Here is a 10,994-nt window from a genome sequence, read left to right as displayed (position 1 = left end):
TATAATAACCGTTATAATGATGATATATTCGAAATTGTAGTTTCTTATCTAACTAATTTGGTGGAAAATCGTTTATAATTCCCAAAAGTAATTACGAAATATCGGGATGGTTAATTAATTTCTTTTTAGAATAAAGGTTATAGAATAGTTATCTTCTCTATAAATTTATTGATAAAAAAACTTCGCTTTTTTATCGCATATATTCTGTAAAATGTCAAGTTCATTTAACAATAGGAAAAATGATTAGCAAATGAATATTACAAGGGTAGTCAGCAACAATATTAGTGCAATAGATTTTACAGGCCTATAAATTCCTTCCCTTTTCTTTTACCAGCCTAAACTACTAAAAAGTAGATGTTGCTTAATTCCTTTGAGGTCTATATACTTCCCTTTTCGATTGAACTAAAAATTCAAAAACGGGTTCCAGTCCCGCTCCTTCGCCACGGTGGAGCTGGGCGTGGGGCCGTAGTTGTGGCCGGGCCAGACTATCGTGTCGTCCGGGAGCGTCAAGATCTTGTTCTTGATCGAGTCCATCATCGTCCGCATCGAGCCGCCAGGGAGGTCCGTCCTCCCCACCCCGGCGACAAACAGCGTGTCTCCCGTAAACAGGTTCTTCCCGCCGTCGTAGAGACATATCCCCCCCGGCGAGTGGCCGGGCGTGAACAGCACCGTCAGCTTCACGTCCCCTATCTCGATTATGTCCCCGTCCACCACGGTCCTAGTCGCCTCGGGCGAAGGCTTTACGCCGTGTATGGCCATGAACTTTTCGTTGACGAGGGTTAAGACCTTGGCCGCCTCCTCGTGCATGATGATTTCGGCCCCCGTCTTTTCGACCACGTCCGCGTTTCCGCCGATATGATCAGGGTGGGCGTGCGTGTTGATGATGTATTTCACGGTAAGCCCCAGGGCTTCCACCTCAGATAGAATTCTCTCCACCTCCCCCGCCGGGTCGATGAGGGCGGCCTCCTTCGTCTCCTCCGAGCCTATGATGTAGCAGAAAACGACAAACGGCGTGACCTCCAACTGCTTTATGATCATTTTAACTTCCTCGTAATTGTTTGTATGGTTTAGTTGAAATATGTAACCCAAATCGGTGTGAAAATCAAGTCTTTTTAAAAAAACGTTTGGAAAGGGGAGTTTTGTATTTAAAGAAATTTTTATTACATTAATGAACATCTTACCTTGACTTATTTTTTCCTTTTTGATAAATTTTAGTGTGAGTTAGAGTGTCCCAGATACTTAAATATTTGAGTGGATTGAAATAAATTGTGGTTTTTTAAGCGAAAGAAACGAAGGGGTATTATAGCCCTGATCCCGATCAGCGGCGTCATCTCGATGAAGATGGTCGATCCCTATCTTGAGATCATCGAGCGTGCCGAGAAGTCCAAGAAGGTCAAGGGGGTTCTTTTAAACCTATCGAGCCAAGGGGGGTCCGTTACCGCGACGGAGGTTCTTTACATGGCCCTAAAGAGGCTCGCCGAGAAGAAGCCCCTCTACGCATGGACGACCCTCGCCGCCTCCGGCGGGTACTACGCCGCATGTGCCGCCGAAAAGATATTGGCGCCCCCATCGGCGATGGTGGGGAGCATCGGCGTTATATACATCAAGCCCGTCATATCGGGCATAATGAAAAAGGTCGGGATCAAGGTGGAGATAGGAAAAGAGGGGAAGTTCAAGGACGACGGACTTTTTTTCACTGAGAGCACTCCCGACGGGAAGAAGAGAATGGCCGCCATCAACAGTGAGGTGTACAAGGGATTTGTCAAGGTGGTATCCGAGGAGAGAGGACTTGACAAGAAGGGAACGGAGGCGGTGGCGACCGGCGAGATATTCACCGCAAGGCGCGGGGTGGAGCTCGGGCTCGTGGACGAGCTTACCGACCTTCGCGGGGCAAAGGACAAGATCGCAGAACTGACAAAGGTCCATTCAGAGAGGGTGGTTACATTTAGGCCGAGACGTTCGCTCCTCTCATCGTTGGTGGAGCGGGGCGTTTCGAGGTGGGTCGGCGGCGTCATAAGGGTTGCGGTGGAGGACTTTTACAGGCCGGAGATATACTATATGTAATGTCGTTAGGACGGGCTGGGCTGGCTGGGCTGGGTGGACGGGGTGGACGGAGTGGATATAGGCGGTTTTTATTGATATGTTGACATATTGATATGTTGATGAAGGACGGTATTGAAAGATGGGCGAAATTGATATTAAGGAGAGATTGAAGAACGGCAATATTCTCCTTCTGGACGGGGCCATGGGCACACAGCTCATTCTCAGGGGAATTAAGTCCGGTGAGACTTCGGAGACCTGGATTTTGACAAGGCCGGACGACGTCTCGGCCATTCACAAGGACTACTTCGACGCCGGGGCGGATATCGTCCTTACAAATACCTTCGGCGGAACGCCCTTAAAGCTCTCCCACTTCGGGCTTGCGGAGAGGGCGGAGGATGTAAACAGGAGGGCGGCGGAGCTCGCAAAATCGGTCTGTCCCGAAGGACGGTTTGTCGCGGGGGACATAGGCCCCACGGGAAAGCTCCTGAAGCCTTACGGAGACGCCGACGAGGAGGAGCTCTTCGAGAACTTCAAGCTTCAAGCCAAGGCGCTGGCGGATGGCGGGGTCGACCTCGTCATCATCGAGACGATGATGGACCTGAAGGAGGGGGAGCTGGCCCTGAAGGCGGCGCTCACAACTGAGCTTCCGGTCTTTGCATGCGTCACTTTCGACAAGAAGAAGCGCGGCTATTTTACAATGATGGGAAACAGCCCCGAAGATGTGGTGAAATCGCTGATCGATCTCGGGGCGACGGCAGTGGGCGCCAACTGCACCTTAAGGATAGGTGATATGGTGGATCTTATCAAGGAGATCTCGGCCGTATCGACGGTCCCTGTGATCGCCGAGCCGAACGCGGGTAGCCCGGAGCTCGAAAACGGAAAGCCGAAGTACATGGACGGCCCGAAGGAGTTCGCACAGAAGGTTCCCGACCTGATATCGGCCGGGGCCGTTATAGTCGGGGGATGCTGCGGGACGACGCCCGAAACCACAAGGGAGATAAGAAAAATAATCGACTCAATGTAGCCTGTCGTTTTATAGAAGAGGCGAGGGATGGATACGCCCGGACTCGCGGCGTATTGCAGGGCAAAAAAATTTGATTAATTGAAGCGGGTGATGGGGAAGGGTAAAAAAGGTTATCCTTCTTGCGCTATCCCTCGCTCTGCTGACTCCTTAAATTGCGTTTGTATTAAAATAGAATGATTGAAAAAGGAGGTTAAGTATATGCCCGATAAGTCAATCTTTTTAAAGGAACTGGACCCGAACAATTATATCATTAATCCTTCGAAGGAGGAGTTGAGGAAGCTCTCGAAGAAGGACGAGCGCACCACGGAATACGGCAGCGCCGCTTACATCACGGTGGTCCGCTCCAGGAGCGCAAAATTTACCGAGATAATCTTCGGCGATCCGAACGAGGAGCAGGCAAGTATCATTAACGATGTGCAGGAGTACCTGAAATGGAAGACCTTGATCCGCATAGACCGACAGATGTGCCTCCATCCGGATCACGCCATTCATGCGAGGCTCTATCTGACCGAAGAGTACGCCCGTATCGCATATATGTGGAATGAGACCCTCTTTGAGCCTAAGGACCCTGACGGAAAGCCCGACATGATCTCGGTTTACGTCCCCGAGTGGCGCGAGAGAAAGGTCCTCGTTCAGCCGGAGCTGAAGGTCACCTATGTCCTGGGGTCTGACTACCTTGGCGAGAACAAGAAGGCCCACCTTAGAATGGGGATGTACATAGCCAAGGAGAGGGGGGGGCTGGGCCTTCACGCGGGGAGCAAGATCATCAGGGTAAAGAAGAAGGACGGGCAGATGGTGGAGAAGGGGGCCATTCTCTTCGGTCTCTCGGGAACGGGGAAGACCTCCCTGTCATGCCACAACCACGGGCTCGAAGGAGACGAGGGGATAATCATCCGTCAGGACGACGTCGTCTTCATCCAGCCGGACACGTACTGCTATGGCACAGAGGACAATTTTTATATAAAGACCGAGGGACTGGAGCCGGTGGGACAGCCCCTCCTCTATGCCGCCTCGACGAAGCCTGACGCCATCCTCGAAAACATCTGGGTCGATCGTAAGAACGGCAAGGTCGATTTCTTCGACGAGAAGATAACTTCAAACGGCCGGTGCGTCGTCTACAGGAAGGACATAGACTACACCGACGACGAGATAGACCTCCCCAGGGCCGACATAATCATATTCATCACGAGGAGAAACGACGTGGTTCCCCCGGTGGCCAGGCTTACGCCGGAGCAGGGGGCGGCCTTCTTCATGCTGGGGGAGTCGATCGAGACCTCAGCCGGGGATCCTACCCAGGCGGGAAAATCGAAGCGCGTAGTCGGGACAAACCCGTTTATCGTGGGAGACCTCGCCCAAGAGGGAAACATCTTCTACAAGATCCTGAAAGACAACCCGGAGAGCGAGTGCTTCCTCCTGAACACCGGCCGGGTAGGAGGACCGCAAGGCGAAAATATCACGATCCACGACTCCTCCGCCATCATGAAGGAGATCGCAAGGGGCGAGATAGAGTGGGAGGTCGATCCCGACTGGGGCTACGAGGTGGCGACCAAGGTCCCCGGCATCGATATAGGGAGACTAGATCCGAGGCGTTTCTACGACGAGAAGGAATACAAAAGAATTACCGAGGTTCTGAGAAAGGAGCGGGAGGCCTGGCTCTTCCAATTTGAAAAGCTCGACCCGAATATACTGAGCGCCATATAGATTCCGTGCCGGTTGTTTTTTAGTGGCGGTGTCTGTGGAGTCAAAATGTCTTTTGCGGTTGGGATTGAGGCCGTTGTCGGCGGAGCGAGGCTCTCAAAATCGGGGATGAGGGGGCAGGGCCGGCAGCGGTGCCAGATTTGGACTTCCGGCAGATGAAAGTGATGTAGGGGTTATTGGAGATGGAGCAGACCGAATCTTTGTCGGGCGGTGAAGGGTATGAGGATACTTAATAATGGATATGGATTCGGGGTGGATGAAAATCCGCCCCTTTTTAATAAAAGGTGCTGTTATCAGGGTATTCTGACTATTACGGCTTGTAAGTCATACAACTAAAAATCGATGAAAAACTCCTCCGGCGGGTCTGCGGTTATCGTCATTTCCTCCCCCGTGACCGGGTGGGCAAACGTCAGCGATTTTGAAAAGAGAGCTATCCCGCCCGGTATGAATTTATTCTTTGAGTTGTACTTGATGTCCCCGCGGACGGGATGCCCCACGGCCGAGAGCTGGGCGCGGATCTGGTGTCTCCTGCCGGTTATCAGGTCGATCTCGATCAGGCTCTCGCCGTCTCCTCCCGTATTCCTTAACGTCCTGTAGAAAAGAAGAGCCTTTTTGGAACCCGGCGCCCCCTCCGGGACGACCGACACCTTCGCCCCCGATTTCAACAGGGAGTGGGAGAGCTCCCCCGAGGGCGGATCGACCGCCCCCTCGATTCTAGCAAGATACGTTTTTTTCACCTCACGCTCCCTGAACGCTTCCGAGAGGCGCTTTGCCGCCGCGGGTGTTTTTGCAAAGAGTATCACCCCGCCGACGGGACGGTCGAGGCGGTGCAGGAGGCTGAGATAGCAGTCGTTGGGGCCGTCAAGTGTCCTATGTTTCTCCCCGATGTAGTCCCGTGCCGCGTCAAAGACGGACAACCCACCCCTCAAATCCCCCTGAGTCAAAACCCCGAACGGCTTGATGACGGCGAGGAGGTGTTTGTCGTCGTAGAGGATCGATTCAATGAAGTTTTTCATTTTGTCCGAATTGTCTGTATTTTTATTCCCCTTATTCTTCATTATCCGGCTATAATATGTTATAGGGATTATAGGTTATAGGTGTTATAGTTTATAGGTTAAAGGTAATATATCAGATTATGCGCTCTATAACAACAGCACAGTTCAAGGGGGGAAGATGAGGGGAAGTCCCGAGGAGATGAGAGAGCTTTTCATAAGGTCGGGGATCGAGCTTGACGACCGAAAGCTTGACCTTTTCTATCGATTCTACCTCGAGCTTATCGAGAAGGCGCCAAACGCCGACCTTACCGGCCTCGTCTCTTTTGAGGACATAGTCGTCAAGCATTTCATCGACAGCGCGATAATCACGAAATACGTAGATCTCCCGTCGCCCCTCCTGGACATCGGGACAGGGGCGGGATTCCCGGCTGTTCCGCTCAAGATAATCAGGCCGGAGATCAAGATATATGCGGCTGAGGGGAGAAAGGAGAGGGTGGGTTTCCTGATGGAGACGATCGATCTGCTCGGCCTCGACGGCATTGAGATATACCCCCTTAGGGTTAAGGACAACCTCCCTTTTAAAGTGAGGGGGGTCATAACGAGGGCGCTGGAGCCTATACCGGAGACGCTCATTCGTACCGCACCCTTTCTCAAGGAAGGGGATACCGTGATCTTCATGAAGGGGCCTTCCGCCGAAAATGAGATGGAGGCGATAGACAAGGGGATCGGGCGTCTATTCTCCCCCGAGGAAGATATATCGTATACGATCCCCGGCACGGAATACAGGCGTAGGCTCGTCATCTTCGAGAGGAAGGGGCAAAAATTTGTTCCCGGCCGTGACAGATCGCTCGGATCGAAGTCGCCAGTGGAGGTCAAGATATCGAGCGGGAAGAATCCCCGCTTCAAGGAGTTAAAGAGCGTCCTTACGGGGCGGGGCCTAAAAAAAGGGGATTTTACGATCCTCTCCGGGGAAAAACAGGTGAGGGAGGCGCTGAAGACCTTCCCCGAGGAGATCGAGGGGATAATATTATCTCACGAACGCGACCTTGAAAACATGCCGGAGGATATCGAAGATATGGTGAGATACCGCCTCTCGAAGCCGCTCTTCAACGAGATTGATTCCTTCGGAACCGGCTCACCCCTTTTGATAATAAAGGTAAGGGAGATCCCTGAGTGGCGCGACGAAAACGACGCCGAGTGGCCGTCCGGCATCACGATTTTCATACCGTTCCAGGACCCGGCGAATGTAGGCGGCGCCGTCCGAACGGCGGTTGCCTTCGGGGTGAAACGAATAGTCCTCTTGGAAGGCGCGTCGAATCCCTACCATGTAAAGAGCATCAGGGCCGCCGGAACGGCGATATTTAGAGCACCCCTCTTCAGCGGGCCGAAGATCGAGGAGCTCAAAGTCTGTGGCGCGCCCCTCTACTCCCTCGACCCGGGGGGAGAGAGTATCGCAAGGGCGGTCTTGCCCTTCAACATGGGGCTCGTTGTGGGGCTGGAGGGCCCGGGTCTTCCCGAAAACCTGAGGAGGTCGGGGGGCGTGCGTGCCCTCTCCATCCCCATGGTAAAGGGGGTAGAGTCGATCAATGCGACGGCCTCTCTCGTGGCGGCCCTCTTCGAGTGGCGCAGGAGGCATTTTACAAGGTAAAGCCAAAAAATTTTAAAAAAAGTTCTTGAGATTATTTCGAAAATGGAATAAATCAATAAACTCAATCGATAGTGATGTAACACATTTAAGGAAATTGTTATGAGAGCACTGATTACCGGCGCCGGCGGATTTATAGGATCGTTTTTGCTGGATGCGTTAAGGAAGAAGAAATACGAGATTAGGGGCCTCTTTCTATCCGACGAGGACGCCGCCGAGGCGGAGAAGCTGGGTGCCGAGGTCTTCCGGGGAGACCTCACGAAGGCGGAGAGTTTGAAGGGGATATGCGACGGGGTGGATATCGTCTTTCACCTTGCGACGAGGGTCTTGGACTGGGGGGCGATGACGGCCTTCAGGGGCGTGATGGTTGGGGGGACGGAAAACCTCCTTTATGAAGCGCTGGACGAAAAGCTTAAAGGGAATATAAAGCGCTTCGTCTATTTTTCATCGGTGGCGGCTTTGGGGTGCGGAAGGGACGTCGGTGGGCTTGACGAGGACGCCGAGCGCGTGAGGCTGGGAATACCCTACAGCGACACCAAGATCGAGGCGGAAGACCTCGTGCGCGATTTCTGTGACCAATACAATATTTCCTATTCCATCGTTCGCCCCGCAAACGTCTTCGGGCCGGGAAGCGTTTGGGTAAGCGACATCCTCGACGCATTTTACCGGGGGCCGCTGCCGTTGATAAACGGCGGGAGGGAGCCGGGGGCCTTCGTCTACGTGACCAACCTCGTCGACGGGGCGATCTTGGCCGCAGAGAGTGATAAGGCAGACAATCGGACGTACCACTTCAGGGACGACTACGACATCACCTGGGGAAAATACGTCGAGAAGCTCGGCTCATTGATCGGTAAGAAGCCGAGGGGCAATATCCCCTTCAAGCTTGCCTGGAGGCTTGGACACATGATGGAAGCCCTCCTAACACCCCTCGGTATCCGGCCGACCATGACGAGGCTCGCCGCTGGCGTCATGGGCAAAAACCTCGACGTGGACAACTCCAGGGCAAAGGCGGAGCTCAACTGGAGGAGCAGGGTCGATCTCAATGATGCTATGGCCGAGATCGAAAGCTGGGTGAAGAAAGTCTACATCCCGGGGAGAAAGAAGGGGAAGAAGAGGAAGAAATAGGAATTTAGTTGAATTTAATTGAAGGCAGGACGAAAAGTTTTCAAAGAATCAATCGTTCTCTTCAGGCTCGGAGAGTTTTTGGCGGCCTCAAAAGCGTCCCAGTTTTTATAAACAAAGTGTGCTAATGCGCTGGTATAATTGGGGCCTGTTTGGTTGGCGCTTCCCTCACGAGGAACAATTGCTCTACGAATTTCATTTATTCGAGATTTCCTCGATATGTTAATCAGCTCTATTTTTGGTTTGTCAAGATTGTCCGGTTCAATTGGAATCCTGTCAACACTGATTCCGAGAAAATCCGCAAAGGCGGACCTGTGGGCTAAAAGCCATGCCTCAATCTCTCTTACGGCCACACGCAAAATTAAATTTTCATGTTTTTGTGTTCCAAGCCAATCTTCAATCAATTTAGGGGCACATTCCTTCGAATCAAGATCTGTAAGGATGAGGTAGGGTGTACCCCTGGCGGCATTATTAAATCCATTTATTCTAGATTTTAAATAGCCTTTACCTTGTTTACCATAACAGCTAATAACTGAAAAGCGACCAATTTTATTCAAAAGAGTTCTCAAGACAGCTTCATCAAGTTGACCTTCAACGGCGATATAGATAAAAATTTGATCACACATCAAAAAGGTCCAATTGATTTATATCTTTAGGTTCTGTGATAGGGATAACCGCATCGACGACGCTCATTCCCCCCTCCATCAGTAGGCGAACATTTTCAATAGAAGATGCAGGTTTAATCGCCGTTCCCTTTTCTCCCGGGATTAAAACAAGCACCTCTTCGCCTTCTATTCCCTCATCTGAAAGAAGTTCTATACTATGAGTGCTTATTATGACCTGACTGTTTTCCTTTTCCTGGATTCTCCAAATTAGCCTTGGAAGGTTCCTTATCACGGCCGTATGGAGCGACAGTTCCGGTTCCTCGAAAAGCAAAAGTTGATTCCCTTCCAAGAGGGTCCAGAGAAAGCCTATAAAACGGAGAGTCCCGTCGGACAATTCTTCTTCCGTTTGTTTAGCTCCATGTGGTCTCCAGTTTTCATAACGAATCTGTAGGTGTGGTTTGCCACTATCATCTTTTTCTACTTGTAGCTTGCTAAAATAGGGAACGGCTATTTTTAGGGCTCTTTCAATCTTATTTAATCGTGACTGGGTGGTTCTTTTATTTGTTTTGTAAATATCTTCTAAAAATTCGCGGCCGAAGGGGTCCTCTTCCATTGATTTTCCAGCGAAGGCTTCAGGATAACGGAGAAGTTGGGGGACAAGATGGAAGTATCTAAAGGAACTGAAGTAATCCGCTATCTCCCTGAATTCTTTATTTGCACTTGTTTGCTGAAGGTGTGTCTGTGTCAATAATTTAGGATCATCTATATCTTTTTTATTGGGACGATCTAATATTAGCCTATCATCTCTCCAGACTTTTTCATATTCAAGGACAGGATCGTGCTTTCCCTCTTGTTTTCTTTTAATGCTAATGGCATATCTCCAGTTTGGATCACTATCTTTATCACCTGTTATATGTACTTCAATTTCTATTTGCGAAGATCTGCCCGACGCCCACAAACACCTTATCTTAGAGTCGCCGCCGCGGTCGCTTATAGATTTAAGAAGCCCGCCCCCTAATGGTTTTGCAATATCGTGAAGAAAGCGAAACGCATCGAGAAAGTTCGATTTCCCGGAGGCGTTGGGACCGATCAGGAAGACTCGCCTTTGAAGATCGACATCCACCGACCTGAAATTTCGCCAGCTCTTTAGAATAATTCTTGAGATTCTCATAAAAGTATCCAGTTACAACTGTGGATTACTATTTTAAAAATATAGTACAATTTAAATTTTGATATTACAACACAAAACTTCAAATGTCCTATTTTGTTAGGGGCGAATTAGCCTCAAGGCCGTAACGTTGCTGCCGGGTCACAATGGTTCCAACTTGCCCGTTAAATCATTCCAAAACAGACATTTGTGTTGATTAAAAGACCAACCTCGTTCACCACACCGAGCCGCTGCTTAATCGGACGTTTCCACGGAGAACATGATCTCGACTACTTTCCCGCCGGATATTGTAAACGTAACCATGTAATATCCCGCGTAGTCGTGATAGATAAGCTTGTCCCCGTCAACCCCATCAACTAATTGCTTATCCCCCAGGAGGCGCCGGACGTCGGATATCAAGCTTCCGACCTTCACTCCATCAAACTCGTATGAACCTGTCGTGACGGTTACCATATGGATGAGCTTTTCACCCCCCGAGTACTCGTGGATTCCAATGATTACGCCGTCGTAGACAAGTCGGTGCCGAATGTCGATCTTACCCTCCCAATAAACGCTCTCGATTTCCTCCGAGGTTCGGGAGATCGGGTCTCCAAGCTTCTTTAAGATTTCGGACTCGGTCTTGCCGAACCTTTCCAGTCCACCCTTTATGAAACGAAGGACACGTTCTTCACCACCGGATGTTCCTTCCGAATCG

The 10,994-nt window shown here is 50.7% G+C and carries 10 protein-coding genes; 5 read left to right on the top strand and 5 right to left on the bottom strand.

Annotation, left to right across the window (positions count from 1 at the left end):
- Positions 1 to 402: 402 nt before the first annotated feature.
- Entirely contained in the window at positions 403 to 1,038 is a 636-nt protein-coding gene (locus JW984_13100; protein ID MBN1574127.1) for an MBL fold metallo-hydrolase, read from the bottom strand.
- 228 nt (positions 1,039 to 1,266) lie between these two features.
- Between JW984_13100 and sppA the strand changes: the two genes are divergently transcribed.
- The 3 genes from sppA to JW984_13085 all read left to right on the top strand — a co-directional run bounded on the left by sppA (position 1,267) and on the right by JW984_13085 (position 4,768).
- On the top strand, positions 1,267 to 2,064 hold the full coding sequence (sppA, locus tag JW984_13095; protein ID MBN1574126.1) for a signal peptide peptidase SppA: 798 nt from the start codon (positions 1,267 to 1,269) through the stop codon (positions 2,062 to 2,064).
- A 118-nt stretch (positions 2,065 to 2,182) separates the two neighbouring features.
- Positions 2,183 to 3,067, top strand: a complete 885-nt coding sequence (locus JW984_13090) for a homocysteine S-methyltransferase family protein (GenBank protein MBN1574125.1) — start codon at positions 2,183 to 2,185, stop codon at positions 3,065 to 3,067.
- Positions 3,068 to 3,265: 198 nt separating this feature from the next.
- On the top strand, positions 3,266 to 4,768 hold the full coding sequence (locus JW984_13085) for a phosphoenolpyruvate carboxykinase (ATP) (protein ID MBN1574124.1): 1,503 nt from the start codon (positions 3,266 to 3,268) through the stop codon (positions 4,766 to 4,768).
- A 329-nt stretch (positions 4,769 to 5,097) separates the two neighbouring features.
- Here JW984_13085 and JW984_13080 read toward each other — a convergent pair whose 3' ends face one another.
- On the bottom strand, positions 5,098 to 5,781 hold the full coding sequence (locus tag JW984_13080) for an RluA family pseudouridine synthase (GenBank protein MBN1574123.1): 684 nt from the start codon (positions 5,779 to 5,781) through the stop codon (positions 5,098 to 5,100).
- A gap of 157 nt (positions 5,782 to 5,938) precedes the next feature.
- Between JW984_13080 and rsmG the strand changes: the two genes are divergently transcribed.
- Both rsmG and JW984_13070 read left to right on the top strand, forming a co-directional pair.
- Positions 5,939 to 7,408, top strand: a complete 1,470-nt coding sequence (gene rsmG / locus JW984_13075) for a 16S rRNA (guanine(527)-N(7))-methyltransferase RsmG (GenBank protein ID MBN1574122.1) — start codon at positions 5,939 to 5,941, stop codon at positions 7,406 to 7,408.
- Positions 7,409 to 7,507: 99 nt separating this feature from the next.
- The gene (locus JW984_13070) at positions 7,508 to 8,530 is read left to right on the top strand and encodes an NAD-dependent epimerase/dehydratase family protein (GenBank protein ID MBN1574121.1); all 1,023 of its coding nucleotides are present in this window, start codon (positions 7,508 to 7,510) and stop codon (positions 8,528 to 8,530) included.
- 14 nt (positions 8,531 to 8,544) lie between these two features.
- Here JW984_13070 and JW984_13065 read toward each other — a convergent pair whose 3' ends face one another.
- From JW984_13065 to JW984_13055, 3 genes are all read right to left on the bottom strand, one after another.
- Positions 8,545 to 9,153, bottom strand: a complete 609-nt coding sequence (locus tag JW984_13065; protein MBN1574120.1) for a DUF4276 family protein — start codon at positions 9,151 to 9,153, stop codon at positions 8,545 to 8,547.
- Complete coding sequence (locus JW984_13060) at positions 9,146 to 10,303, bottom strand: AAA family ATPase (protein ID MBN1574119.1); 1,158 nt, start codon at positions 10,301 to 10,303, stop codon at positions 9,146 to 9,148. The genes JW984_13065 and JW984_13060 overlap by 8 nt, the downstream gene beginning before the upstream one ends.
- A gap of 231 nt (positions 10,304 to 10,534) precedes the next feature.
- Positions 10,535 to 10,994: hypothetical protein (locus JW984_13055; GenBank protein MBN1574118.1), on the bottom strand; the 460-nt coding region annotated here is incomplete at its 5' end.

Source organism: Candidatus Zymogenus saltonus (assembly GCA_016929395.1).
GTDB classification, from domain to species: Bacteria; Desulfobacterota; Zymogenia; order Zymogenales; family Zymogenaceae; genus Zymogenus; species Zymogenus saltonus.
This window is presented reverse-complemented; position numbering and strand designations above follow the sequence as displayed.

Bases quoted from the DNA above. Each gene is read 5' to 3' on its own strand.
- JW984_13100 (MBN1574127.1), bottom strand. From the start codon at position 1,038: ATGATCATAAAGCAGTTGGAGGTCACGCCGTTTGTCGTTTTCTGCTAC.
- JW984_13090 (MBN1574125.1), top strand. From the start codon at position 2,183: ATGGGCGAAATTGATATTAAGGAGAGATTGAAGAACGGCAATATTCTC.
- JW984_13085 (MBN1574124.1), top strand. From the start codon at position 3,266: ATGCCCGATAAGTCAATCTTTTTAAAGGAACTGGACCCGAACAATTAT.
- JW984_13080 (MBN1574123.1), bottom strand. From the start codon at position 5,781: ATGAAAAACTTCATTGAATCGATCCTCTACGACGACAAACACCTCCTC.
- rsmG (MBN1574122.1), top strand. From the start codon at position 5,939: ATGAGGGGAAGTCCCGAGGAGATGAGAGAGCTTTTCATAAGGTCGGGG.
- JW984_13070 (MBN1574121.1), top strand. From the start codon at position 7,508: ATGAGAGCACTGATTACCGGCGCCGGCGGATTTATAGGATCGTTTTTG.
- JW984_13065 (MBN1574120.1), bottom strand. From the start codon at position 9,153: ATGTGTGATCAAATTTTTATCTATATCGCCGTTGAAGGTCAACTTGAT.
- JW984_13060 (MBN1574119.1), bottom strand. From the start codon at position 10,303: ATGAGAATCTCAAGAATTATTCTAAAGAGCTGGCGAAATTTCAGGTCG.